Source organism: Mesorhizobium sp., assembly GCF_041661565.1.
GTDB lineage: Bacteria > Pseudomonadota > Alphaproteobacteria > Rhizobiales > Rhizobiaceae > Mesorhizobium.
Genome location: NZ_JBAZUD010000011.1, coordinates 14747 through 40591 on the forward strand (window position 1 = coordinate 14747; position 25845 = coordinate 40591).

Here is a 25845-nt window from a genome sequence, read left to right on the forward strand (position 1 = left end):
TTGGTTGTTGTCGACTGAATGGAAACTGGTGATCACACGGCAGCTTGTTTGGGCTTCCACTGCGCCCAGGCTGGCGCGGTGGAGCGCGAGCGCCATGGCGTTGCCAGCACCTCGAGCCCGAAGACCAGCAGGAACGAGCCGACGCCAATGACGGTGAGAAGCAGCATGGCGGCGTAGACGCCAGCCGTGTTCATCTGCGCGTTGGCGGTCAGCAGGTACGTACCAAGGCCCTGCTTGGACGAAGCCGTCCATTCGCCGATGACAGCGCCCGTCACTGCATAGGTGGCGCCGATCTTGAGCCCGGAAAACAGCGGCCCGATGCAGGCCGGCAATTTTACAATGGCAAAAGTGCGCAGGCTCCCGCCGCCCATCAGGCGCGCGAGGTTCAGCATGTCGCGATCGACCGAGGCAAGGCCGTCCAGCACATTGACGACGACCGGGAAAAACACGATCCAGGCGACGATGATCAGCTTGGGCATCAGGCCAAAGCCGAAGATGATGACCAAAGGGGCGGCGACAGCTACGATCGGCACGGCCTGCGAAATGATCAGCGCCGGCATGACCAGCCGCTGAACGACGCGGATCTGTCCCATGGCAAGGGCCAGAACAAAGCCGATCAGGGCACCCGCCACATAGCCGATCGCGGTTTCGTAGAGTGTCTGGCCGGTCAGGACCGAGAGCCGCGGCCAGTTCTCGAAAAGCGTCGAAAAGGCGAGTGCCGGCGGCGGGATGACATAAGGCGGCAGGCCGGAGAGCCAGACCAGCATCTGCCAGGCGCCAAGGATCAGCACCATGGCCACGATCCAGATCAGGAAGGGACCCGCCGCCGTGCCAAATCGTGTGTTCATTCGAGTGGTCCGCCGCTTCAATGGTAGAGGTGCTGCATGATCTGCCGCTTCAGGCCGACGAATGTGTCAGTCGTCAGCACTTCGAGCAGCCTTGGCCGTGGCAGGTCGACTTTCAGGATTTCGGCGATGCGGCCCGGGCGCGGCGTCATCACCACGATGCGGTCTGCGAGAAAGATCGCCTCGTCGACGTCGTGGGTGACGAACAGAATGGTTCGCTTGAGGTCGCGCCACAGCTGCAGCAGCCATTGCTGCATGCCGAGCCGGGTCTGCGCGTCCAGTGCGCCGAAAGGTTCATCGAGCAGCATTACCTGGCGGCCCGCGGCGATGGTGCGCATCATCGCCACGCGCTGGCGCATACCGCCCGACAGTGCGTGCGGATAATGGTTGAGGAATTCACCCAGGCCATAGCGGCTGGCAAGCTCCGCCGCCTCGGCGCGGTCCTGCGCGGTGGCGCCCCGCGTCAATGACGCGGCCAACGTGATGTTGCCGAGCACGGTGCGCCAGGGCAGCATCAAGTCCTTCTGCAGCATGTAGCCGACCTGGCCGGGGCGGTTGCTGACATCCTGGCCGTCGAGCACGATCCTTCCCGAGTTCGCCGTGAGCAGGCCCGAGACGACGTTGAACAGTGTGCTCTTGCCGCAGCCGGAGGCGCCGAGGATACAGACGAATTCGCCATCCAATATGTCAAGGCTGACATCGCTGAGCGCAACGACCGAGCCGAAATGGACGTTGACGTTCTCGATCGACAGCTTGGTCGGGGCAGATTCTTGGCAGCCGGCGGTGCTGTGCGGTTGCAACCCCTCCGGCATTCAATTGCCCCCTCGGGACAAGCTCACTCGCAAACGCATAGTCCTCCCACTGCCGGAAACCGGCCCGCCTGCTCGATGCCCCAGAGAGCACAAACCGTCTTAGGTAAACGTTTACCTAAATGCATTCTGGCCTGTTGTCAAACCATGCGCCGGGGTGTGGCTGGCGCTGTTGGTTTGTTGCAGGACACGATCCGTGCTAGTCGCGTGGCGATGTTCGATGGCGGCTGCAGACAGGCCATGCTCGTCGAGCTGCGAGGGAACGTGGCAACAACGATCAAAGATATCGCCCAGCTGGCAGGTGTGACGGCGGCCACGGTCTCAAAGGTCCTCAACCGGAAAGACCAATCCATAAGCGAGCCGACCCGTGACAGAATCTGGGCGCTGGTCAAGGAGCTCAACTACACGCCCAACTCGATTGCCCGCTCGCTCATCACCCGCAGCTCGCGTGTCATCGGCGTCATCGTGCCGGATATTCTCAACGCCTACTTCACCGAGCTGGTGCGCGCCTGCGACCAGGCTGCACGCGAGCGCGGCTATTCGACGATCCTGTGCAATTCCGATAGCGATCCGCAGAAGGAGGCAGCGCATCTCACCTTCCTCGCCAGCCACGGCGTCGATGGCATCGTGCTCGCCGCAAGTGACCTGATCCCCGATGCTCAATTGCTGGACAGGCTTCGCATTCCGCTGGTGTCCATGGATCGCGAGGTGCCAGACCTCGATTGTCTCGCTGCGCGCATCGATACGGATTACGAACAGGGCGCCTTTCTGTCGGCGCGCCATCTGATCGAGGCCGGCCACACCCGCATTGCCTTCGTCAGCGGCAATCCCTTGGCCTCGAACACGAGGATCAGGCGCGCAGGATTCGAACGGGCGCACCGCGAGGCCGGGCTGCCGGTCGATGCCGAGCTGATCGAGTGCGGCGCGTTCAATCACCGCTTCGGACTGCTGGCGACGCGCACATTGCTCGACCGCACCAGCTTTTCCGCCATGTCCTGCATGAGCGACATGCTGGCGATGGGAGCGACGGTTGCGCTGCGCGAACGCGGCCTGGCCGTTCCCGACGATTGCGCGGTGATGGGCTTTGACAACATCTACATAGCGCCGCTGCTGGTGCGCCCGTTATCGACGATCGAACGCCGCATATCGCAAGCCGGTTATCTCGCGATCGGCGCGCTGATCGATTTTCTTGACGACCAGACACATCCGCGCCGGATGGTGCTGATGGAGCCCACTGTTGTCCAGCGTGAGACAACGTAATCTGCCAAGCGCACCCCTATACAAGCGGGTCTGCTGCTGATCACCTGCGATGTCGACCTTTGCCAAGGGCTAAAGTTCCGCCGAAGGTTTGCAGATCTACGCCAGCAAGTCCTCGACCCGGATGGGAAGATCGCGGATGCGCTTGCCGGTCGCATGATAGACGGCGCTGGCAATGGCCGCCGCGGTTCCCACATTGCCCAGTTCGCCCAGGCCTTTCACGCCGGCAGGATTGACCTCCATGTCGACTTCCGGGACCAGAATGACGTCCACCTTCTTGATGTCGGCATTCACGGGCACCAGGTAGTCCTGCAGGTCGCGGTTCACGTAGCGGGCGTGGCGCCGATCGATTTCGGTTGCTTCATGCAAAGCATGGCTGATGCCCCAGATCATGCCGCCCATCAGCTGGCTGCGCGCGGTGCGCGTATTCATGATGCGCCCGGCCGCAAAGGCACCGACGATCTGCGGGACGCGGATTTCGCGGGTGTAGCTGTTGATGCGCACTTCGACGAATTCGGCGCCGAAGGCATATTTCACGGAGTCCTTATCCTGCTCGCCGCCGTGGAACTCGGACTCGCCGGCATAGAGCTTCTTCAGGGCCTGGCCGGTCGACCCCCTGGGGGCGAATTCGGCATATTCTTCGATGGCGCCGACCTGCAGAGACTTGAAAACCTCGGCGATGGCGGCAGATCTTCCGCTGGCGGCCACGACCTTGCCGTCCTGCATGTCGAGCTTCTCGTTGCCGGAACCCGCCAGCGGCCCGCCTTTGGCCACGGCGGCCGCGAACAGCCTGGCGCGTACCGCATCGGCCGCCTTCAGCACCGCCGAGCAGACGCTCGCCGTCGAGATCGAGCCGCCTGAAACCGGCGCGGGCGGCAAGGCGCTGTCCCCCATTTCGACACTGACCTTGCCGATATCGACCGCCAGCCGCTCGGCCGCCATCTGCGCGGCCACGGTGCGCACGCCGGTACCGATCTCGTGCGAACCGCACTGGACGCGGACCTGGCCGTCATCGGTCAGGCGGATGCGGGCCGCGCATGGCGCGACGCTGGTGGGATAGATGGCGGTCGCGCATCCCATGCCGACCAGCCAGTCGCCGTCGCGCATCGACCCGACGGCGGCTTCCCGGCGCGACCAGCCGAAGGCCTCCGCGGCCTGGTCATAGCATTGGAGCAGCGAACGGCTGGAGAACGGCTTGCCGCCGATGGGTTCCTTTTGCGGCTCGTTGACGCGCCTGAACTCGACGGGGTCCATTCCCAGCGCCACCGCCATCTCATCCATGGCGCTTTCGAGCGCATAGACATAGGGCGTTTCCGGCGGCGAGCGCATGTAGCCTGGCGTGTTGCGGTCGGCGCGCACGATCGAGACATGGGTCAGCACGGAGCCATAGTCGTACATGCGGCCGGTCGCGGATGTGCCGCCAACGACATAGGGATCCGGCCGCGACGTCACTTCCCAGCCTTCATGCCCGAAAGCCGAGATCCGTCCATTCCTGTCCGCGCCCATCCTGATCCGGTGGCGGGTTTCGGCCCGATAGGTCTGAGTCCCGAAGGCCTGCATGCGGCTGACCACGCAACGGACGGGCCTGCCGACGCGCCGCGCCGCGAGCGCGACAATTGCGGTCCGCGCCGTCATCGGACCCTTCGAGCCGAAGGCGCCACCGACATAGGAACTGATGATGCGCACATTGGCGGGATCCATCTTCAGCTGGCGCGCCAGCTCCGCCTTCCAGCCTGTAACGTTCTGGCACGGCTCGTGGACGGTGAGCTGGTCGCCCTGCCACATGGCGGTCGTCGAAAAGAGCTCGATCGGATTGTGATGCTGGGTCGGGGTCGAGTATTTCTGGTCGATCTTCACCGCGGCGGCTGCATAGGCGGCATCGAAGTCGCCGGCCTTGACGTCTTCCTTGAACATCGGGCTCTTGCCAGCGGCGGCTTCGGTCTCCGCTCCCTTGGAGTCGAAGCCAGCGCTGGGCGTTTCCTCGGCGTAGTCGGCACGCACCAGCATGGCGGCCTCCGCGGCCGCTTCGAACGTGTCCGCCACGACCAGCGCGATGATCTGGCCGTCGTGGAAAATCCTGGTGTCATGCAGCGGGCCGATGGAACTGGCGCCGGTATTGCCGAATTTCGGCTTGTCGATGGAGCCGACATCTCCGGCGCTGATGATGTCGAGAACCCCCGACACGGCCCGGGCGCGGTCGAGGTGCAGCGCCGTTATCGAGCCCCTGGCGATCGTGCTGGTGGCCAGCACGCCATAGGCAACGTTGGCGGCGGCAAAATCTGCCGGATACGGCGCCTGGCCCGTCACCTTCAGCCGCGCATCGATGCGAGGAAGGGGAGCTCCCATGTTTTCCTTCGGGGCGGGGGCGGCTTCGGTCATGGTCAAACCTTCATGTCGCGGGTTTCGAGCAGGGCGCGCACCAGCGTGCTTTTGCCGAGCGGAATCTTGAACGCGTTGTGCTCGTGCGGCCTGGCATCGGCGAACGCCGCCTCGGCGGCAGCGTGCGCCGCCGATTTGTCCAGCACCTTGCCTTGAAGCGCTTCCTCCGCCGCCTTCGCCTTCCAAGGGACGGTGGCGACGCCGCCCAGCGCGATGCGGGCGTGCCGCACCGTGTCGCCATTCATGTCGAGCGCGATCGCGGCCGAGGCGAGCGCAAAGGCGTAGGATTCGCGATCGCGGATCTTCAGGTAGCGCGAGCGCGCGCTCCACGGGCCCAGCGGAACCTCGATGGCGACGATGATGTCGGCGGGGCCAAGCGCGGTTTCGATGTTCGGGGTGTCGCCCGGCAACCGATGCAGCTCCGCGAAGGCCATCGTGCGCGCGCCCTGCTGTCCCTCGACCACGACCCTGGCATCGAGTGCGATCAACGCCTGCGCGAAATCGCCGTGATAGGTGGCGATGCACTGATCGCTGCCGCCCAGCACTGCGTGCTGGCGGTTGAAGCCGTCCATTGCCGCGCATCCTGATCCCGGCTGGCGCTTGTTGCAGGCCCAGGACGTCTCGCGGAAATACTCGCATCGCGTACGCTGCAGCACGTTGCCACCAAGCGTGGCCATGTTGCGGATCTGGCCGCTGGCCGCCAGGACGAGGCTCTCGGCGACGAGCGGGCACCGGCGCCTGACCTCAGCATGGTCGGCGGCGTCGCTCATGCGCACCAGCGAGCCGAAGACGATGCGATCGTCGTCGACCCTGATCCGGCGCAGGCCCGGATCATCGAGCCCGTTGAGATCGACCAGCCGTTCGGGCTGTGCGACGCCGAGCTTCATGTAATCGGCCAGGTTGGTGCCGCCGCCGATGAACTGCGCGTCGGACTGGGTCGGCGGCGTCCGCGGCCTGGCACGCTGTGCGGCCGCCGCCACCGCCGCCGCAACGCTTGCCGGCCTTTCATAGCTGAACGGGCGCATGTCAGGCCTTCCTTGTTTCGTCGCGGGCCTGGACGATCGCCGCGACGATGTTCGGATAGGCGGCGCACCGGCACAGATTGCCGCTCATGAACTCGCGGATCTCGTCCTCTGACCCGGCATGACCTTCGTTGACGCAGCCGATCGCGGACATGATCTGCCCGGGGGTGCAGTAGCCGCACTGGAAGGCGTCGTTGTCGACAAAGGCCTGCTGCATGGGATGCAGATCGCCGTCGGTGGACGCCAGACCCTCCACGGTGGTGATGTCGCGGTCCTGCGTGAGCACGGCGAAGCTCAGGCAGGACAGCACCCGCTTGCCGTCGACGAGCACGGTGCAGGCGCCGCACTGGCCGTGGTCGCAGCCCTTCTTGGTGCCAGTCAGGCCGACATGGTCGCGCAGGGCGTCGAGCAGACTGGTCCGGTTGTCGAGCGCCATCTTGTAGGACTGGCGGTTGACGCGCAGCGACACCTCGGACAGATCGCGCGGCTCGCCCTGTCTGAACGCCGCGGCTTCGGCCTCCGCAACAGGCGCAAGGAAGGGAACCGCGGCGACGGCCGAGATCGATCCCGACATGAAACCACGCCGGCTCACCAGTTGCGTCCCTTGGGTTTCTGGGTCTGGCATGGCTGGCTCCATAGTCGCTGGCTGAAAACCTAGCTGCGTAATCTCTGTACTGATGCAAGGTTCCAAATCCTTGGCTGTCGAACGAGAAACGTGAACGCATTTGCGGCGCTGTCCAGGCGAAACTCCCCGTCGGCCGCCACCAGGTGAGGCGCCGCGCTGGAACCGCGGACCAGGGAATTGGCGGGTGTTCCTGTCCAGAAGCATACCAGGAAGGCCCTGGCTCGCGGCAGGGGCCCGATCCAAACGCAACGGCTGCTGCACTGTGCTCTGGTTGCCGCAATCAGACACGTCAGGGGCGGTGCATCCATGACCAGTCGCAGGTGGTGATCTGCTTGGAAAATTCTAGTCGTCTTTCTGATATGCTTCGCGTTGGCGTCTGGTACCGTGTCCCATAAACATGGAGACCGGACATGAAGTTTGCCGTTATTGCTGCGACGATGTTGCTGTGCTGTGGCTCGGCCATGGCGGCCGACGTCAAGGTCATCGATGCCGACGCCAAGTTTCCCGAAGGCCCCTTTGTCGAGAACGGTGTTCTTTACTATGCCCAGTACGGGGCGGGAGAGATCGACAAGTGGGACGGCAAGCAGCGCACCGTCCTCTGGCACCAAGAAGGCTCAGGCGCCAATGCCGTGCAGCGGTTCGGTGACGGCTTCATCATCGCGGGTTACGACAATGGGACCATCGTGCTCACCGATGCAAGCGGCACGACCAAGACGGTGATCGCGCAGGATGACGAGGGCCAGAAGCTGCTCGGCCCAAACGACATCGCCCTTGATGGAAAAGGCGGCGCCTATGTGTCGCTGTCGGGGCCCTGGGAAAGCGGACCGATCGTCGGCAAGATCGTTCATGTCGCCAAGGACGGCAAAACCCGGGTTCTCGCCAAGGACATTCACTACGCCAATGGCTTGGTGGTCTCCGCGGATGGCCAGACCCTCTATGTCAATGAATCAGAGGCGGGTCGCGTTATCCGGTTCAAGATTGCCGCTGACGGGTCCTTGTCGGACCGGCGTCTCTACCTGCGCCTCTACGAGCTCGGAGAGCCTGCAGCGGCTTACCCGGACGGTATCAAGCTCGGACCCGACGGTAATCTGTACATCGGTGAATACAGCGCCGGCCGTATTTTGGTCGTCGACCCTTCGACAAAGAAGCTGGTCAAGACGATAGATGTTCCGTCGGCCGCGGCGCCCAACCTTGCATTCAGCGGCGACGGAAAGACGATCTATGTCACCGCCGTTGATGACAAGTCAGCAGCGCCCTACCCCGGAAAAATCTACGCCGTCACCAATTTCTGATTGTAGCTCGGCTTTCCACACAAATGTCCTGAGGGGTGTGCCCTGATGCGTCAGACGGTTGCAGGGTGAACCTCTTCACGTGGGCACCGTGCCGACCGCGGCTTGCGCCAGCGGGCGGCGAATAGTGGCAGGGGATCAACGCCACGACGGCGATGATCAGCCTTCCACCGAGCGCGTGCGCTATCTCGAACGCGACACCGTGGTTCCGGCAATGTGACGGAATTCGTTGCCCGAAATTTCCGACGCGCTTGGCACGGTTCCGCAGCGCATGGCGGTTTGGTCGACGAAGTGAGTAACCGGCCTCTCAATTGGCCAAACCGAGGTGCCGACAATCCCGACGAACGATGAGCCATTAGCGAGGCGGGAACGAAATCCTGGTGATCCCGGCGGATGGCGGGCCGGTCAAACTGCACGCCTACTTCGATGCGACCTTCGGCGGATATTCGACCGTGTACGGGGCGATCTATGACAACGTCGATCCGTACACCCACGAGCCGACCTTGCCGGCCGCCGATCCGGTCAAGGGGCTGTCACCGACGTCGACACGTGGATCTCGGAGAGCAACCAGTTGGCCGTGAGCACCGCCTACCCGCCGCCTGTTCTCGATGCCAATGGCAACGTGGCGCAGAAAGCCGAACTGACCCGTGCCTACGAGACCAATGCGCGCGAGGCGGCCGAGCTGCAGCTGCCCCTCGCTGCTGCGCGTCTGGCCAAGCTGCTCAACGACGCTCTGCAGTAGAGCGCGGCTTACGCGCGCAATGCCGGCCCAGCGCGCGGCTTGCCCCTCATCGCACCGCTTACACCGCCAGGCTCGCGCTCATGGAGCCGTCCACATGAACAGGGTAATCACCACCTCCGAAGAAGCCTAGCCATGATGTCGCAGCCGCTTCGGTGCCGATGATCATCTGGCCGTGAGGGCCGCCCCACCGCCCAACGCTCGATCGAGATAGGGCGCGGTGCGGCTGGTTTTGCAGCTAGAGACTTTTGCCGGCGGGCCGCTGGCGACGATCCGCCCGCCCTCGTCGCCGGCGCCGGGGCCGATGTCGATCACCCAGTCGCTCGCCGCCGCCACCTTCATGTCGTGATCGACGAGGACGACGCTGTTGCCGGCGTCGACCAGAGCGTGGAGCTGGCCGAGCAGGCGTTCGACGTCGGTCGGGTGAAGGCCGGTGGTCGGCTCGTCGAGCACATAGAGCGCGCCGCCGCGGTGGGCGCGTTGCAACTCGGTGGCGAGCTTCACCCTTTGCGCCTCGCCGCCCGAAAACTCGGTCGCCGGCTGTCCGAGGCGGAGATAGTTAAGTCCGACTTCGCGAAGCACCTTGAGCGACCGGCACACGTTGGGCGCGTCGTCGAAAAATTCCCAGGCACCCTCAACGGTAAGCGCGAGCACATCGGCGATGGTCTTGCCACGATACAGGATCTCAAGTGTCTTGGGATTGTAGCGGGTGCCGTGACAGGTGGGACAGGGGGCGTAGACGCTGGGCAGGAAAAGCAATTCGACCATGACGAAGCCTTCCCCCTCGCAGCGCGGGCAGCGGCCCTTGGCGACATTGAACGAGAAGCGGCCGGCATCGTACCGGCGCTTCTTGGCTTCGGGAGTTGCCGCGAACAACGTCCGGACATGGTCGAACAGGCCGGTATAGGTAGCGAGGTTGGAGCGCGGGGTGCGGCCGATCGGCTTCTGGTCGACCTGGATCAACCGCCTTATTCCTTCGAGGCCGCCCAGGATCCGACCTTCGGTGACGCCGACCGGGCGGTCCTCGAGCGCCGCTTCGGGCTCCGTCTCGTCGTCGGCCGAGACCGGGACGCCGAGCGCATCAGCAACGAGTTCGACAAGCGCCTGGCTGACTAGGCTTGATTTCCCCGACCCGGAGATTCCGGTAACCGTGGTCATCACGCCAAGCGGGATCGCGCAATCGACCTGCTTTAGATTGTTGCGTGAAACCCCTTCCAGTCGCAACCAACCGGCTGGCTCGCGCACTTGGCGCGGCAGCCCGCCGCCTTCGTCGAACAGATGGCGCCTTGTCTGCGACGCCGCGACCTTGCGCAGGCCTTCGATCGGGCCGCTGTAGAGGATCTCGCCGCCATGCTCGCCAGCGCCAGGGCCAACATCGATGATCCAGTCGGCGCGGCGGACGACGTCCATCTCATGCTCGACGACGAATAGCGAATTGCCGACAGCCTTCAGGCCGTCGAGCGCGCGCAGCAGGGCCTCGGTGTCGGCGGGATGGAGCCCGGCAGACGGCTCGTCCATCACATAGACGACTCCAAACAGATTCGAGACGACCTGGGTGGCAAGCCGCAGCCGCTGCAGCTCGCCCGGCGACAGGGTCGGGGTGCTGCGTTCCAGCGTCAAATAGCCGAGACCGAGGTCCAACAGCACGGACAGCCGGCGGCACAGATCGCGGGCGATGCGCTCGACCACCAAGGCCTTCTCCGGATGGGCCTTGCGCAGCGCCCGGAGCTTACCGGCTGTCGCCTGGGCATATGGCCCGAAGATCTCCGAGAACCGGACCATGGGCAGGCGGTTCATCTCGGCGATGTCGAGGCCCTCGAAGCGGACCGACAAGGCTTCCCGGCGCAGCCTCTTTCCGTCACAGATCGGGCAGGCACGCCCGATCATGAAGCGCGCAGCGCGTTTCTTCATCATCGCGCTCTGGGTTGTCGCATAGCTGTGGGTGACATGGCGCTTCGCGCTCGAGAAGGTACCCATATAAGCGGGCTCGACCTTGCGCCGGATCGCGCGCTCGATCTCGTCATGGCTCCATCCCGGATAGACGGGGACCTGGGGCTGCTCTTCGGTAAACAGGATCCAGTTGCGCACCTTCTTCGGCAAGTTCCGCCACGGCGTGTCGACGTCGATGCCTAGGCTGATCAGTATGTCGCGCAGATTCTGGCCGCCCCAAGCCATTGGCCAGGCTGCGACCGCGCGCTCGCGGATCGTCTTGGAAGGATCGGGCACCATCGACGCCTCGGTGACCTCGTGGATGCGGCCGAGGCCGTGGCAGCGTGGGCAGGCTCCCTCAGGCGTGTTGGGCGAGAAAGATTCTGCGTCGAGATGCGCCTGGCCCGGCGGATAGTCGCCGGCGCGCGAGTAGAGCATTCGCAGGAGGTTGGAGAGCGTGGTGACGCTGCCGACCGACGAGCGGGTGGTTGGCGATCCGCGCTGCTGCTGCAGCGCCACCGCCGGGGGCAGCCCCTCGACTTCGTCGACCTCGGGCACTTTCATCTGGTGGAAGAGGCGGCGCGCATAAGGCGAGACCGATTCCAGATAGCGGCGCTGCGCCTCGGCATAGAGGGTGGAGAAAGCGAGCGACGACTTGCCCGATCCCGACACGCCGGTAAACACGACGAACGCATCGCGCGGTACGTCGACATCGACGTTCTTGAGATTGTGCTCGCGCGCGCCGCGAACGTGGACGAACCCGGAGGCCTTGATATCCCGCATGCGAACCTCCTCTACCCCAACACGGGTTTCGTGAGAAATAGCCTGGCAACAGCCTTACGTCAGGTCCGACGCCTGGGCTGAAATGCAGGTTTGACCGAATGATAAAACGACCTGACCCGGCCCCCCGAAAGTCGGCAAGCGGCAAGGCGGCGAGCCAGGAGACAAGCGCGACAGTTTCATCACTTGCCCGGTCTGTCACCAGATATCGACATGCGAGACTTCCGACGGGTCGCGCGTCACGCTCAAAGGGTTCACAAGCCGCTGGAATTGAACGCCTAGACGCAACAGCTCAAGTGAGCCAAGGGCTTTCCGCAATCTCCCGCATGGGGCGGCGCGTCGCGCAGGAAGATCTCTTGTCCAGGTGTCGAGGCGGTTGACACTCAGTCCCCATGTGTCCGGTCTCGGGGTAAAGCGGGTGGAACAAAATTGGCGAGCGGTGATTTCCGCCGGAACAGGACGGCCGATCGCAAGTTTCCTGTGGCCAGCACTGCCCATAGCCGTGACTAACCGCTGCGGTATTTCCAACCCATTTTAGGATCCGCAGATGCCCGATGCCCCGACGAAAGCGGAGTTCTTTGCCCGCCTTGCAAGGGAACAAGCCGTCTCTGAAAGCGCGGTCAGCGCGGTGTTCCAAGCCCTCCGACGTGGGGGTGGAACCATGGCTCAGGTGAGCCATGCCGATTTCGGCGGGATGGCGCAATGGTCTCCGGGCATGACGATGGTCGGAGACATGTTCAATGATGGCCTCAAGACCAAACTCAATTCCATCGCGGCTGAATTGTCAGCGTACCTTCGCGAGCATCCGGATGAGGCGCAGCACGAAGACAGCGCTGTGAGCTACCGTTCTGCTGGTGAGACTCATGGCGCTTCCTGGTGGCCCGCGCGGTTTGGAGATCCCTCGGCAGTCGGAGCACAAAACCAAATGCGCTATGCGGCCTTTCCGGGTAAGCGCCGCCTTGTCATCGACGATCACGGAAAGATTGAAATCTATGACACCGGCGACCATCGCATATCAGGTGTCTCGCAAAGCCAAAGCATGGACTCGGCCGTGACATTCATCAGCCAGCACGGCGTCGTCCGTCTATCTGATCTTGCCCGTGCAGATGCGACTTAGAGTCAGAGCCGCTGCATGGAAACGGTGACGATCGTCGGCTACCTGGCTACCATTTGCTCCATGACCAGTTTCACGCCACAGGCTTGGAAAATCATCAAGACGCGAGATAGCAGAGGTATCTCCGTGCCTATGTACGCAATCACCGTGCTTGGGTTCGCCTTGTGGCTGGCCTTCGGGATCTTGAAGACAGAATGGCCGATCATCATCACCAATGCCATCTGTCTCTTGCTTTCAGCCTTCATCCTCACGATGTCGGCTCTACCCCAAGCTGAGAAAGATGCCGTTGCCGACGTTCTTGATCCGGACAATTAGCACCGCCGAGCTGGCGAATTGAATGCGTCCGACAGTAAAGGTCGCCCTTAAGACCTCAATTCACATCCTACACGGAGCCTCCTGCTTCCTCAGCTTTGGTCAACCCATGCAATGTTGAACGATTATCCCAAAAGGAGCGGTCAGAAAGCCGCGAAAAGGCCCCTCTGGCTGGATCTTAACGACCCCGATGCAGAAGAAATTGCTGAGGTGGAGGAGTTGGCGGGCATCAAATTGCCGAGCCGAGCCGCCCTCAGCGAAATTGAAAGCTCGAGTCGACTGAAGGTTCGCGACGGCGTCCTTTTCATGAGCATACCGATGGTAATCCATGTCGAAGGTTGCGCTCCACAGGTTGCGCCTGTCGGGTTCGTTCTGTCGCGTGAGCGCCTGATCACCATCCGGTTCGTGGACCTGCCTGCATTTCAAACGGTTGCCGATCGCTTCACCGAGGAGCGGCCGGCCTCAAGTGTAGAGGTGTTCGTTGATCTCTGTGATGAGGTGATCGATCGTCTGGCCGACGGGCTCGAAACAGCGGCGACAGATCTCCGCACCCTGTCTGAAAAGGCCTTCCATCTTCCTGATGGCCAGGGACGCAGGGCAATCCGTTCAAACAACATCATTCGCACGGAGCTTCGCCATGTCGGCAGGCTGGGTGACAATCTTTCTGAAAAGCGTGACGCCCTACTTGCTCTAGGACGGGCAATCGATTTCGCATGCGGGATGACCACGGAATGGAGCGACACGGAGCTCGCGTCGCGCATGAACGGCCTCCAGTTGGACGTCGCATCGCTTGACAGTTACTAGGCCCACCTTTCCGACAAGGTGCAGTTCCTGCTCGACGCTATGGTCGGCTTGATCGGCATCGCCCAAAACGACATCTTCAAGATTCTGACCATAGTATCGATCGTAGGGATTCCGCCGACTTTGATGGCAAGCATCTACGGCATGAATTTCAAGCTTATGCCCGAATACGACTGGGCTTATGGATACCCGTATGGTCTTGCAATGATTGCAGTCAGCGGCCTCATCCCCCTCGCCTGGTTCAAATGGCGCGGCTGGTTTTAGCCGTCGGCCATCGTGATTGCCTGAGGCCATGATCGAAGCACGCGCGGTCAGGGCAGATGACGAACGTGCAGGTCGGGAGACCTCGGCACGTCCAGATATTACTCCAGGGGCAGCACTTCGGAACGCTTGACCTGATCAAGAGCGAAGCTCGTTTCGATCGAGGCGACACCGTCCAGACGCGTGAGTTTATCCTTGATGAACCGTTCGTAGGCTTCGAGATCGCGCACAACAATACGCATCAGATAATCCCGCTGCCCCGTCATCAGGTAGCAATCCACCACCTCCGGCCACCGCGCCACGGCGAGCGCGAACCGGTCAAGATCTTCTTCGCGCTGCCGCTCGAGCTTGATCGATGCGAAGGCGCTGATCGGCAGGCCAACCTTCTTCTGGTCTATCACCGCCGTGTAACCTTTGATCACGCCAGAATCTTCCAGCAAGCGCACACGCCGGGCGCAAGGGGACGGTGACAAACCGACCCGATCAGACAACTCGTTGGCCGTGATCTTGCCGTTGCCCTGGATCGCGGCGATGATCTTCCTGTCGATATCGTCCAACACGCGCATTAGCTGGTTTTCTTCACCACAAGAACGTTGTCGGCAAAAGCAGCTAAATGATTGCCTGCCCAAGTGCAAGTTTGGTCACTTCTCGCGGCTGAAGAGGTTTAGCCTCTACCCTTCTCAAGGGACCTGATCATGACAGCGCACCGGCTTTCCATCCTGTCCGAACTCGAGCGCAAGGTGCTGTGGCTGGCAACCTGGACAATTCACAACGCCAACCATCTGCGCGACAATGACGACGGGTTGAAGGTGGGAGGCCATCAGGCGTCTTCGGCCTCGCTGAACACGATCCTGACTGCACTCTATTTCGCCGTCCTGCGGCCCGAGGACAGAGTCGCGGTCAAGCCGCATGCCAGCCCGATCTTCCACGCAATCCAGTATCTGTTCGGCAATCAGACCCGCGAGAAGCTGGAGAATTTTCGCGGCTTCAATGGCGCGCAATCCTATCCCTCGCGCACCAAGGACGTCGATGACGTCGATTTCTCGACCGGCTCCGTCGGGCTCGGCGTGGCGCAGACACTTTTCTCTTCGCTGGTGCAGGACTTCATCCGGGCCAAGGGCCTCGGCACCACCCTGCCCGAAGGCCGCATGGTGGCACTGATTGGCGATGCCGAGATGGATGAGGGCAACATCTTCGAGGCGCTGCTCGAGGGCTGGAAGCATGGTCTTCGCAACACCTGGTGGGTCGTCGACTACAACCGGCAGAGCCTCGATGCGGTCGTGCGCGAGGGACTGTGGGAGCGGTTCGAATCGATGTTCCGCAATTTCGGGTGGGATGTGGTGATCCTCAAGCACGGCGTCCTGCAACAGCGGGCCTTCACTGAGCCCGGCGGCGAGAAGCTGCGCGACTGGATCAACGCCTGCCCCAACCAGCTTTACTCGGCCCTGACCTTCCAGGGAGGAGCAGCCTGGCGCAAGCGCCTGCTCGACGACCTCGGCGACCAGGGTGACGTTTCGCGGCTGATCGAAAGACGCGGCGACGACGAACTCGCCCAGTTGATGAGCAATCTGGGCGGGCATGATCTGCCATCGATCCTGGAGGCATTCGAGCAGGCCAGGATGCATGACCGTCCCACCTGCTTCATCGCCTATACGATCAAGGGCTTCGGCCTGCCGCTGGCCGGCCACAAGGACAATCACGCCGGACTGATGACCCCGACCCAGGTTGAGACCCTGCGCAAATCGATGAAAGTGCGCGAGGGGCGCGAGTGGAACCTCTTCGAAGGGCTCGCTACACCGGAAGCCAAGCTGAAGGCGTTTCTTGCTGGCGTGCCGTTTGTGCAGTCCGGCCGCCGCCGCTACATTTCGCCGGTCATCGAGGTGCCGGAGCGGCTCGAATTCGGCGCTCAACCCTCCATGTCGACGCAGCAGGGTTTCGGGCTGGTTATGCATGAGATCGCCAAGGGCGATACGAAATTCGCCAGCCGCATTGTAACCACTTCTCCGGACGTCACGGTGTCGACCAATCTCGGCGCCTGGGTCAACCGACGCGGCCTTTTCGCTCGGGAGGAAATGGCCGACCTGTTCAAGACCGAACGCATTCCTTCGACCTACAACTGGACCTTCTCGCCCAAGGGCCAGCATATGGAACTCGGCATTGCCGAGATGAACCTGTTCATCATGCTGTCGGCACTTGGCCTGTCCCATTCGATTTTCGGTGAGCGCCTGCTGCCGGTGGGCACGCTCTACGATCCGTTCATCGAACGCGGGCTCGATGCGCTCAACTATGCCTGTTATCAGGACGCCCGCTTCATGCTGGTGGCAACGCCGTCCGGTGTAACACTCGCACCAGAAGGTGGCGCGCACCAGTCGATCGCCACGCCGTTGATCGGCATGGCCCAGGACGGCCTGGCGAGCTTCGAGCCTGCCTTTGTCGACGAGCTTGCCGTGATCATGCGCTGGTCGTTCGAATATATGCAGCGATCGGGCGAAACCGAAGCGGACAGCGTGACGTGGCTCCGCGACGCTACGGGCGGTTCCGTCTATCTGCGCCTGTCCACACGCTCGATCGATCAGCCGAAACGCGTGATCACGCCCGAGTTGGAGAAGGAGATTCTCAACGGAGCCTATTGGATGCGCAAGCCCGGTCCCAATGCTCAGATCATCGTTGCCTACACCGGCGCAATCGCTCCCGAAGCGATCGAAGCGATCGGCCTCATGGCGGAGGACCGCCGCGATGTCGGCCTTCTCGCTGTGACTTCCGCCGACAGGCTCAACGCGGGCTGGACCGCAGCGCTGCGTGCCCGCGAGAACGGCCTTTCACACGCTCGCAGCCACATTGAGAGGCTCCTGGAAGACGTGCCCTCTCATTGCGGCATCGTCAGTGTCACTGACGGCCACCCGGCCACCCTGGCTTGGCTCGGATCCGTGCACGGTCACCGCTCTCGCCCGCTGGGCGTCGAGCACTTCGGTCAGACCGGGACCATCGCCGATCTTTACCGCCATTTCGGCATCGATGCCCGTGGCATCATCGCTGCGGCGGAGGCGCTGACACCCGGCCGGCCGATCAGGAATTTGCGGGTGGTCTAGACCATGCCAACCGTCTGAGTGGATTCGGCGTGGAAACAGTCAAGGCCGCCTCCCTCCTCTCGATTCACATTGCTGCGCCGGTATCAAAGCGATCAGATGCCGTGTCAGGATTACGTGTTCAGACCGATGGCCAATGGGACGACCACGCACCGACCATCTGGCAGGCGGACCCATTTCGTGTCTGAAGTGGTGACTGAGGTCCCCCGCGACCGGAAAAGGATGCTTCTCTCCAAGGTGGGGTCTCTGCGATCTGCGATTGCCCTTCGATCACCTTACCAATCCATGTTCGGGTAAACCTCGCTAGCATCAAGCAGGCAGTGCTTGGCTTTGCGGCAAACTGCGCCAGCAGCAGCTCCGCGGCAGCCTCAGCACTCACCGGAAGGTCCGACCGAACATCCACAAGAATGCCCTTCTCACGCCGAAGCCCTCGCGTCAGACGCAGCGCCCGCCGAGTTCCAAGTACGCCAGATTGATCCAATACCGTATGCCCGTCGGTATGATCTCGTCGTTGAAATTGTATTGCGGCGTGTGGAGCTGGTGAAATGTTCCGTCTGGCTCTGCTCCGTTGCCTATCCACAGGAACGCACCGGGACGAACATCCATCATGTTGGCGAAATCCTCGCCGGCACAGGACAGATCGAGCCTGTCGTTGTAGTTCTGCTCGCCTACGGTTGCCCTTGCCGCGGCCGAAGCAGCCTTGAACGGCTCCTCTGCACTGACCACGACGCTCGTCGATCGGTTGAACTTGAACTCGGCCTTGCAGCCCCAGGTCCGGGCCGTCTGTTCCGAAACTTCGCGCATGCGATGCTCGATCAGATCGCGCGTCTCCGGTCGAAAGCTCCGCGTCGTTCCGCCAATGACCAGTTCAGAGGGGATCACGCTCGGCGCCACCGCTGAACCGCCGTGGATATAGCCGACGCTGATGACGCCTGTCTCGAGCGGAGCCAGGGATCGGCCGACGATCCCTTGCAATGACAGGACCAGTTGCGCCTGCGCGTAGGTAATGTCCGTCGACTGATGCGGCGCCACGCCGCCATGGCCGCCCACGCCCTTGAAGATGACTTCCCAGAAATCGGCAGCCGCCATCGATTGGCCCAGACGCCCGGCCATGGTCCCTGCGGGACCGCCCGGCTGGTTGTGCAGGCCATAGATCGCGTCGCAAGGAAAGCGCTCGAAGATGCCGTCGGCGAGCATGGCGTCCGCACCGCCGCGCCCCTCCTCGGCAGGCTGAAAGATAAGGTTGAGCGTCCCGCCGAAGTCCCGGTTCTCCGCAAGATAAAGCGCGGCGCCAAGCAGCATCGTGGTATGGCCGTCATGCCCGCAGGCATGCATGCACCCGCTCGATTTCGATGCATAGGAGAGCCCGGTCGCCTCAAGGATCGGCAGGGCATCCATGTCGGCGCGCAGGCCGATCGAACGCTGTCCGGGCAGTCCACCCTTGATGACCCCGACCACGCCGGTGCGCCCGATGTGCTGCGTCACCTCTATATCAGCCTGGCGAAGCATATCCGCGACGATGCCCGAGGTCCGCTCCTCTTCGAAGCCGAGTTCGGGGTGCGCGTGGAGATCCCGGCGTAGCTCGATCAGCCGCCCGACATTGTCGTTCAGCCATTTGTCGAAACCCGTGTCCATGGAAATTCCTTTCTGATCACTGCGAGATCATCGGCCGATCCGTAGCCTGGCTTATGGAGTGGCCTTGATCGACAGCCTCAAGGAAGGCGGCCAGCCTGGCATTGAACGCGTCCGGCATCGTCAGGAATGGGGCGTGGCCGGCTCCGACCACGTCGGCTGGCTCGCCCGTCCACTGCGCCAGCTTCAGTTCGCCGAAATACTGGTGGTTGAGGAAAGGGTCCTTCGAGCCGTTCAAAATCGCGAAGGGCACGGCGGCGGCCCGCAGGAAGCGCATCTGCCGGGGCCAGTCGACGATCTGTAGCTTGCCCAGCGTATAGGCGCGCGCGCGGCCATCGGTGCGCGCCACGGCGCGGTGCAGATGCTTCGTCGTGGCGTCCCTCGGCCCGGTCGTCGAGGTCGCGAAGTCTCGTACTTCGCTCGGCGACAGGAAGCGCCGACTGGCCAGGGCAAAATGGCTTGTTGCATCGTAGGATTTTCCGACGTCCTCGGGCACGACACGCAGGGGCGGCGTGCCCGAGATCGAGAGCGCCCGGATCGGGTAGCCGCGCGCGGCGAGCTCGATGGCGATGTAGCCGCCAAGCGACCAGCCGAACACGATGGTGTTGGTGGCGCGCAGGGTCTCCAGCACGTCTTCCGCCACATCGGCGAAGGCCTCCACCGAATAGTCCTGCTCCGGATCGGCATTGTCGGACACACCGTGGCCGGGCAAGTCGAACGAAATGACGCGGTAGCGGTCGCCAAATGCCTTGAACTGTTCTGCAAATACCTCCTTGGCGGACGAGTTGCCGTGGATGAAGAGCAGCGCCGGTCCGTTGCCGCCGCCGTCGGCGACCGCGACCCTGCCGTGACGCGTGGGAATGATGCGCTCCTGACCGCCGGTCAGCGTCTCCCGCCCGGCCTTGCCTGAACGGCGGCGCAACGTTGCGATCGCCTGCGTGCGGACGACGTCGAAAGCTTCGCGCGCCGTCTGCAACAGGGCCCACAGACCACCCGGATAGAAGATCAGGATCACGATCAGGAGCAGCGACATGATGATGTTGCGCCAGGCGCCGTATTCGGCCAACGCCTCCGACACGATCGTGACAAAGAAGGCGGCCAGGATCGGACCCCAGATTGTCCCGGCGCCGCCGAGCAGGAGCATGCTGAGCAGCAAGCCGAGCAGGCCGAGCCCGAAATTGTCGGGCGAGGCGACGCGCATGTAGGAGCCGTAAAGACCGCCGGCGACCCCGCTGATCGCCGCACTGACGGTAAGGGTGAACAGTCGCGTACGCGTCTCCGACATGCCGCGCGAGATCGCGTAGTACTTGTTGTCGCGCATCGCCACGATCGCGCGGCCCCAGCGCGAGCGCGTGATTTTGTAGAGCAGGATCGTCGACACGACGAGCATGACCAGCGCGAGATAGTAGTAGCCGATCTTGCCGTCGCGGCTCATGCGATAGCCGAAAAGTTCGAGCCCCGGCAGGCTTACCATGCCCGAGGTGCCGCCTGTAATCTGCGACTGGCTGATGACGATCTGATAGAGCACCTGCGAGGCGGCGATCGTCACCAGGATGATATAGATGCCCGACAGCCGCATGATGGGCAGGGTGATCAGCGCTGCCACCACCCCCGCCGCGCCGCCCGCGGCGACCAGACCGAGCCACGGCGACAGTCCGAACGTCTTGGCTGCGAGGCCATAGGCGTAGATGCCGACTGCGAAGAGCGCGACATGGGAGAAATTGAACAGGCCGCCATAACCGAGGCTGAGGTCCCAGCTCGAAGCGACGATCGCGAAGAGGAAGGCCAAGACCAGCAGATGGCGCAGATAGTTGCCGTCGAAAACCAGCGGCAGCAGTGCCAGCGCGGCCAGTGCGGCCAGCGTCGGGATGAGGCCCGAGGAGCGGGCGAAGGACGGGCTGTAGCGCATCAGACCGATTTCCTGTGCTTGCCGAATAGGCCTTCAGGCTTGACGACCAGAACGACGATCATGATGACGAAGAGCACGGTCGGGCTCCAGTAGAGGCCAACCGCGTAGGTCATGAAGGCTTCCAGCAGGCCGACGATGAAGGCGGCGTAGATCGGCCCGGTGAATCGCGCGATGCCGCCAAAGATCACGACGATCAGCGCCTTCATCAAGGGGTCGGAGCCCATCAGTGGATTCATGAAACGGATGGAGCCGATCAGCACGCCCGCGATCGCCGCGAGCGCGGCAGACAGGCCGAAGGCCACCGCATAGAGCCGCACGACGTCGATGCCCATCAGCTGGGCCGCCTCGCGGTTCTGCGCCACGGCGCGCATGGCCCGGCCGAGCGGCGCGCGCTGCAGGAAGATGCCGAGGCCGGCCAGAATAATCAGCGAGACAACGACTGCCGCCGCCTCGTTGCGCGACATGACGAGGCCGAGAAACTGCAGGTCGCCGGTCAGCACTCCCGAGAGCTGCTTGTTGCGTGGCCCCCAGGCAATGCTGATCAGGTTCTCCAGGATCGTTGCACCGGCCAGCGTCGTGATGACGGATTTCACCACGATGTCAGGACTGCGTTCAAACGGCTTGATCAGCAGGTAGTAGACCGCCACGCCAATGAAGAACATGCCGACCACCGAGACCAGTGCACCGACCAGCAGGCCGCCGCCCAGCGCCTCGGGGCTGGCAACCTGCCAGGCGATATAGGCACCGAGCGCGATGAAGGTGCCGTGCGCGAAGTTGAAGATGCCGAGCGTGGTCCAAACCAGCGCGAGGCCGGTCGCCATCAGCGCGTAGAGCGCGCCGAGTACGACGCCGCCGAGCAGGATCAGCGTTAGCGTGTCGAAGGTCACCGGTGCTCCTCGCCGAACATGAGTTTCATGATTTCCCCGTGGGTCGGCATGTCGGCCTTTTCGATGCGCCGCGAGATCCGCCCGTGGTCGAACAAGTACAGCGTGTCGATCAGCGACTCGAGGAAGGCAATGTCCTGGTCGACGACGATCAACGGCACGCCCGACTGGCGGATCGTGCGGATCGCCTCCGCGAGTTCGCCGCGCAGTTTTGGCGACAGGCCAAGCGTCGGCTCGTCGAGGATGAGCAGTTTGGGTGCCGCCATCAGGCCAACACTGATCGCCACCATCTGGCGCTCACCTCCCGACAGGAAGCGGATCTTGGAGCTGAGCCGCTCCTGCACGCGCGGAAACAGCCTGAAGACGTAGTCGAGCGTCTCGGAGGCCGAGGAGCGTCCGCAAGAGGCATATGGCGCGATCGACAGCGTTTCCGCCACCGTCATATCGGGGAACAGGAGATTGCCCTGGGGCACGTGGATCAACCCTGCGCGGGCCACGGACTTGGGGTCCATGCGCCGGCGCGTCACCGCATCGTAGTTGAAGTTGCGCCAGCGGCGGCTGCCGCGAGGTCCCGAACGGTTGAGCTGGACACCCTCGAAGAAGATGTCTCCGTCCCACGGGTCGATGATGCCGCTGAGCGTGCGCAGGAAGGTCGTCTTGCCGTGGCCGTTCGGTCCGAACAGACCGACGCTGCCACCGGGTGCGAGCTGAAGGTCGATCTTGCGGAAAATCTGCAGTGGCTCGTAGCCGCCGTCGAGGCCGCGCACGTCGAGAAGTAGTGGTTGCGTCATTGCCCCTGTCCCAGATAGGCCTCGATCACCTTCGGATCGGCCACCACGTCATTGGGCAAGCCCTGGGCGATGACCTGGCCCTGGTCCAGCACAACCAGGCGGTCACACACCGTCATCAGCAGCGGCAACACGTGTTCGATGAGCAGGATCGCGATGCCGGCGGCACGCAGCTTCAGGATCAGCGCCTTCATGTGCTCGATTTCGGCAGGCGTCAGACTTGAGGCCGGTTCGTCAAGAAGCAGGACGCGCGGAGACATGGCCAGCGCGCTCGCCATCATCAGCGTCTTGCGAAAGAAGATCGGCAGCGTTGCCGTCGGCGCGTTGTGCAGCGTCTGCGGGAATCCGACCATGTCGAGGGCAAGTACCGCGGCGGCCTCGTTGTCCTTGGGCCGCGCGCGGCGACCGTTGTGCTCGACCGAGACCAGCACGTTGTCGATGGCACTCAGCGAAGGAAAGATGCTCTCGCGCTGGAACGTGCGCGCGAGGCCCGAGCGGGCGAGCTCCTCGGGCGCGACATCCTGGATCTCTTTGCCTTCGAAGATAACGCGCCCGCTGTCCGGCCCGAACGGGATGCCGGTCACAATGTTGAAGAGCGTGCTCTTGCCGCTGCCATTGGGGCCGGCGATGCCGAGGATCTCGTTGACGTCAAGCGTGAAGCTGACGCCGCCGACCGCGCGCAGGCCGCCGAAGGACTTGGTGAGATTGTCTGCCTGGAGGATCATATCTGCCATATGAAAAGGAGGCCATGCACGGAGACGCGCGATCGCTCGATGGTGACGGCGCGGCCCTTTTCAGGGGCCGCGCCCGATAGCGGGTGCGCCGCTCAACGGTTACTCAATTACTGCTTGATCCAGGGCGGCAGCTTGATGTCGCCGGTGGAATATTTCTTCGGCGAGATCAGCGTGCGCTGGCCATCCCAGATCTGCCAGAAGGTGACCGGGATGTGGTTGTCGTCCTGCAAGGCGAGATGGGTCGCGGGATCGAACGCAACCGGTCCCGGGGCGGCGTCATAAGTCACCTCGCCGATTGCCTTGCCAATCGCGTCGTGATCGGTCGGGTCGCCCACCTTCTCGAGGGCCTTGAAGTAGATCGTGGCTTCCTCGTAGAGCGCCGAGCCATAGACGCCGGGCTTCACACCGTACTTGTCGGAGAGCTTCTTGTTCACTTCCTGCCCGCGCGGCCAATTAGGCGAGTCGATCGCGCCGCCGATCAGGTTGTAGAGCACGCCGTTCGATTTCTCCTTTGTCAGCTCGACGAACTCCGGCACGGATGGCGCATATTGCAGGAAGACCAGACTCTGCGTCGGCTGGTCGAGGAACTGTTGCAGGAAAAGCGCGGAGTTGGCCGGCTGGTAGTCGGTGTTGACGATGAGCGCGGGTGGATCCTGGCGCACCTTGGCGAGGCTTGCGCGCCAGTCATTGACAGGCCCGAACGGCACCATCTCGTCGACGGTCAAGGTCCAGCCAGCGGCCGCGAACGAGGTCTTCATGCCCTCGGAGATCGCCTTGGAGTAAGGGTTGTCAGAAGAGATCATCGCGATCTTCTTGTTGGAAGCCTTGAACGTGCCCTTGGCGATCAGACCTTCGACCAGCGGCAGTACGTCAGTCTCGTAGCCCTTGTAGGAGGGCGAGAGCGACCAGCAGCAATTGTAGTCCTCGGGTTTCTTCGAGACGATCTCGGCGAACGGCCCGGACGGACCCGACGAAAGGTAGGGCAGGTTTGCGTCGGCGAAGAGATCGACTTCGAACAGCGACAGGCTGGCGTAGCCGGTCAGCACGACCTCGATGCCGTCGGTGTTGATCAGGCGCTGTGCGGCGCTGCTGACATTGTCGGGCGAACCGTCCTTGACGTCGGCGGAGACGATCTCGAACGTGTGGCCGGCAACGCCACCCTTGGCATTCTGCTCCTCGACCGCCAGTTCCACGCCGCGCATGAAGTCGGCGCCGTCGGCCGCCGACGGACCGGTCAGCGGCGCGAGCACGCCGATCTTGACGACGTCGGCCGCGGCCACGTCCAGGCCCGCCAACAAGGCAGTAAGGCTGACGGCACAAGCCGCCAGGTAGTGTTTCAATCCATGCGACTGCATGTGTCAGTTCCCCTCTATGGTTCTGGGTTGAACGAGTTTCTCCGGCCGTTTGGCCGGATTGCAAAAGATCGCCGAGCGGTCTCGGCTAAACTGGTCGTTCGCCAAGACGAGGACCTGCCATGACGACGCCCCTTTCCGAGATCGAACTGCTGGACCGCCTGGTCGGCTTCGACACAGTGAGCAGCCGCTCCAACCTCGAACTGATCGACTTCGTGCGATCGTATCTCGACGGACTGGGTGTCGCGAGCACGTTGCTGCCGGATGCGACCGGCCAGAAGGCAAATCTTTTCGCCACGATCGGCCCGGCCGACGTACCAGGCTATGTGCTGAGCGGCCATACCGACGTCGTGCCGGTCGAGGGTCAACAGTGGTCGCGCGATCCGTTCCGCATCTGGGAGAATGACGGCAGGCTCTACGGACGCGGCACGACCGACATGAAGGGGTTCGTCGCCTGCATGCTGGCGCGCGTGCCAACCATGCTCGCGTCGCCGCTGGCCGCGCCCATCCACCTGGCGCTGTCCTATGACGAGGAGGTCGGTTGCCTCGGTGCTTACGGCCTTATTGACCACATGACCAAGTCCTTGCCCAAGCAGCTCGCGGTCTTTGTCGGCGAGCCGACCGAGATGGGGGTGATCGGCGGCCACAAGGGCAGCACGGGCCTGCTTACGACGATCGCCGGCAAGGCCTGCCATTCCTCGCGACCGGATCTCGGCGTCAATGCGATCTTCCACGCCGTCGACCTGATCGGCGCGTTGCGCGGCTATGCCGAGGACCTGGCTGCTGCGCCCGAGGCTCAATCGCCGTTCGAACTGCCCTACACAACCGTCAGCGTCGGTGTGATCCAGGGTGGCACGGCCCGCAATGCCATTCCGGGCGACGTGCGCTTCCAGTGGGACATCCGGGCAACAGAGGCCGGCATGGTCGAAAAGCTCGTTGAACGCTTCCGCACCTATTGCGACGATACCGTCCTGCCCGTCATGAAGGCCGGCTTTTCCGACTCCACGATCACGACCCAATACGCCTATGACGTGCCGCCGCTGGTGCCGAGCGAGGGGTCGCTGGCCGAAACGCTGGCGAAGCGCTTCGCGAGAACCAACGAGGTCGGCGCGGTCAACTACGGCTCGGAGGCAGGTATCTTCCAGCGCGCCGGAATGGCGACAATCATCTGTGGACCGGGGCGCGACAGCGAGGCTCACATCACCGACGAATGGATCGCCGTCGAGCAATTGCATCGCTGCACCGCCTTCATCGATGGCCTGATCGGCCATGCGAGGAGGACGTGATCCCGGTAGCGT

Annotated in this window: 21 protein-coding genes and 1 pseudogene; 9 read left to right on the forward strand and 13 right to left on the reverse strand. The window is 63.1% G+C overall.

The features are described from left to right. Positions 1-32 precede the first annotated feature (32 nt). Positions 33-848 (reverse strand): ABC transporter permease, encoded by an 816-nt coding sequence (locus tag WC739_RS03675; RefSeq protein WP_372951661.1) that lies wholly within the window; start codon positions 846-848, stop codon positions 33-35. Positions 849-865: 17 nt separating this feature from the next. Then, complete coding sequence (locus tag WC739_RS03680) at positions 866-1657, reverse strand: ABC transporter ATP-binding protein (RefSeq protein ID WP_372951662.1); 792 nt, start codon at positions 1655-1657, stop codon at positions 866-868. Between the two features lie 75 nt (positions 1658-1732). Here WC739_RS03680 and WC739_RS03685 point away from each other — a divergent pair, with 75 nt between their 5' ends. Beyond that, positions 1733-2914, forward strand: a complete 1182-nt coding sequence (locus tag WC739_RS03685) for a LacI family DNA-binding transcriptional regulator (protein WP_372951663.1) — start codon at positions 1733-1735, stop codon at positions 2912-2914. Positions 2915-3010: 96 nt separating this feature from the next. Here WC739_RS03685 and WC739_RS03690 read toward each other — a convergent pair whose 3' ends face one another. From WC739_RS03690 to WC739_RS03700, 3 genes are read right to left on the reverse strand one after another with little or no spacing between them, the layout of a single operon-like run. Continuing rightward, complete coding sequence (locus WC739_RS03690) at positions 3011-5290, reverse strand: xanthine dehydrogenase family protein molybdopterin-binding subunit (protein WP_372951664.1); 2280 nt, start codon at positions 5288-5290, stop codon at positions 3011-3013. Between the two features lie 2 nt (positions 5291-5292). Then, positions 5293-6315 carry a xanthine dehydrogenase family protein subunit M gene (locus WC739_RS03695; RefSeq protein WP_372951665.1) on the reverse strand — a complete coding sequence of 341 codons (1023 nt, stop codon included), beginning with the start codon at positions 6313-6315 and terminating at the stop codon, positions 5293-5295. A 1-nt stretch (position 6316) separates the two neighbouring features. Then, positions 6317-6937, reverse strand: a complete 621-nt coding sequence (locus tag WC739_RS03700; RefSeq protein WP_372951666.1) for a (2Fe-2S)-binding protein — start codon at positions 6935-6937, stop codon at positions 6317-6319. 461 nt (positions 6938-7398) lie between these two features. Here WC739_RS03700 and WC739_RS03705 point away from each other — a divergent pair, with 461 nt between their 5' ends. From WC739_RS03705 to WC739_RS03715, 3 genes are all read left to right on the forward strand, one after another. After that, entirely contained in the window at positions 7399-8229 is an 831-nt protein-coding gene (locus WC739_RS03705; RefSeq protein ID WP_372951667.1) for an SMP-30/gluconolactonase/LRE family protein, read from the forward strand. Between the two features lie 377 nt (positions 8230-8606). Then, positions 8607-8807: a hypothetical protein gene (locus WC739_RS03710; protein WP_372951668.1), complete on the forward strand. Its 201-nt coding sequence runs from the start codon at positions 8607-8609 to the stop codon at positions 8805-8807. Then, positions 8804-8968 carry a hypothetical protein gene (locus WC739_RS03715; protein WP_372951669.1) on the forward strand — a complete coding sequence of 55 codons (165 nt, stop codon included), beginning with the start codon at positions 8804-8806 and terminating at the stop codon, positions 8966-8968. The genes WC739_RS03710 and WC739_RS03715 overlap by 4 nt, the downstream gene beginning before the upstream one ends. Before the next feature lie 162 nt (positions 8969-9130). Here the strand turns inward: WC739_RS03715 and WC739_RS03720 are convergent, their stop codons facing one another. After that, positions 9131-11677: an excinuclease ABC subunit A gene (locus WC739_RS03720; protein ID WP_372951670.1), complete on the reverse strand. Its 2547-nt coding sequence runs from the start codon at positions 11675-11677 to the stop codon at positions 9131-9133. A 544-nt stretch (positions 11678-12221) separates the two neighbouring features. Here WC739_RS03720 and WC739_RS03725 point away from each other — a divergent pair. The 3 genes and pseudogenes from WC739_RS03725 to WC739_RS03735 all read left to right on the forward strand — a co-directional run bounded on the left by WC739_RS03725 (position 12222) and on the right by WC739_RS03735 (position 14165). Next, positions 12222-12791 carry a hypothetical protein gene (locus tag WC739_RS03725; RefSeq protein WP_372951671.1) on the forward strand — a complete coding sequence of 190 codons (570 nt, stop codon included), beginning with the start codon at positions 12222-12224 and terminating at the stop codon, positions 12789-12791. Positions 12792-12806: 15 nt separating this feature from the next. Continuing rightward, entirely contained in the window at positions 12807-13103 is a 297-nt protein-coding gene (locus WC739_RS03730; protein ID WP_372951672.1) for a SemiSWEET family sugar transporter, read from the forward strand. A gap of 111 nt (positions 13104-13214) precedes the next feature. Further along, positions 13215-14165, forward strand: a pseudogene (locus WC739_RS03735) (magnesium transporter CorA family protein). 98 nt (positions 14166-14263) lie between these two features. Here WC739_RS03735 and WC739_RS03740 read toward each other — a convergent pair. Then, a complete protein-coding gene (locus WC739_RS03740; RefSeq protein WP_372951673.1) occupies positions 14264-14728 on the reverse strand; it encodes an Lrp/AsnC family transcriptional regulator in 465 nt (154 codons plus the stop codon). Between the two features lie 129 nt (positions 14729-14857). Between WC739_RS03740 and WC739_RS03745 the strand changes: the two genes are divergently transcribed. Then, complete coding sequence (locus tag WC739_RS03745; RefSeq protein WP_372951674.1) at positions 14858-17251, forward strand: transketolase; 2394 nt, start codon at positions 14858-14860, stop codon at positions 17249-17251. A gap of 432 nt (positions 17252-17683) precedes the next feature. Here WC739_RS03745 and WC739_RS03750 read toward each other — a convergent pair whose 3' ends face one another. From WC739_RS03750 to WC739_RS03775, 6 genes are all read right to left on the reverse strand, one after another. Continuing rightward, positions 17684-18883, reverse strand: a complete 1200-nt coding sequence (locus WC739_RS03750; RefSeq protein WP_372951675.1) for an amidohydrolase — start codon at positions 18881-18883, stop codon at positions 17684-17686. 16 nt (positions 18884-18899) lie between these two features. After that, complete coding sequence (locus WC739_RS03755) at positions 18900-20789, reverse strand: alpha/beta fold hydrolase (protein WP_372951676.1); 1890 nt, start codon at positions 20787-20789, stop codon at positions 18900-18902. Continuing rightward, entirely contained in the window at positions 20789-21676 is an 888-nt protein-coding gene (locus tag WC739_RS03760; protein WP_372951677.1) for a branched-chain amino acid ABC transporter permease, read from the reverse strand. Before WC739_RS03760 ends, WC739_RS03755 begins: the two co-directional genes overlap by 1 nt. After that, positions 21673-22464, reverse strand: coding sequence for an ABC transporter ATP-binding protein (locus WC739_RS03765; RefSeq protein WP_372951678.1), 792 nt, complete (start codon positions 22462-22464; stop codon positions 21673-21675). Before WC739_RS03765 ends, WC739_RS03760 begins: the two co-directional genes overlap by 4 nt. Further along, entirely contained in the window at positions 22461-23195 is a 735-nt protein-coding gene (locus WC739_RS03770) for an ABC transporter ATP-binding protein (protein ID WP_372951679.1), read from the reverse strand. Before WC739_RS03770 ends, WC739_RS03765 begins: the two co-directional genes overlap by 4 nt. A 107-nt stretch (positions 23196-23302) precedes the next feature. Continuing rightward, the gene (locus WC739_RS03775; RefSeq protein WP_372951680.1) at positions 23303-24550 is read right to left on the reverse strand and encodes an ABC transporter substrate-binding protein; all 1248 of its coding nucleotides are present in this window, start codon (positions 24548-24550) and stop codon (positions 23303-23305) included. Between the two features lie 119 nt (positions 24551-24669). On the opposite strand from WC739_RS03775, the gene argE reads away from it, so the two are divergent. After that, a complete protein-coding gene (gene argE / locus WC739_RS03780; protein ID WP_372951681.1) occupies positions 24670-25833 on the forward strand; it encodes an acetylornithine deacetylase in 1164 nt (387 codons plus the stop codon). Positions 25834-25845: the final 12 nt, after the last annotated feature.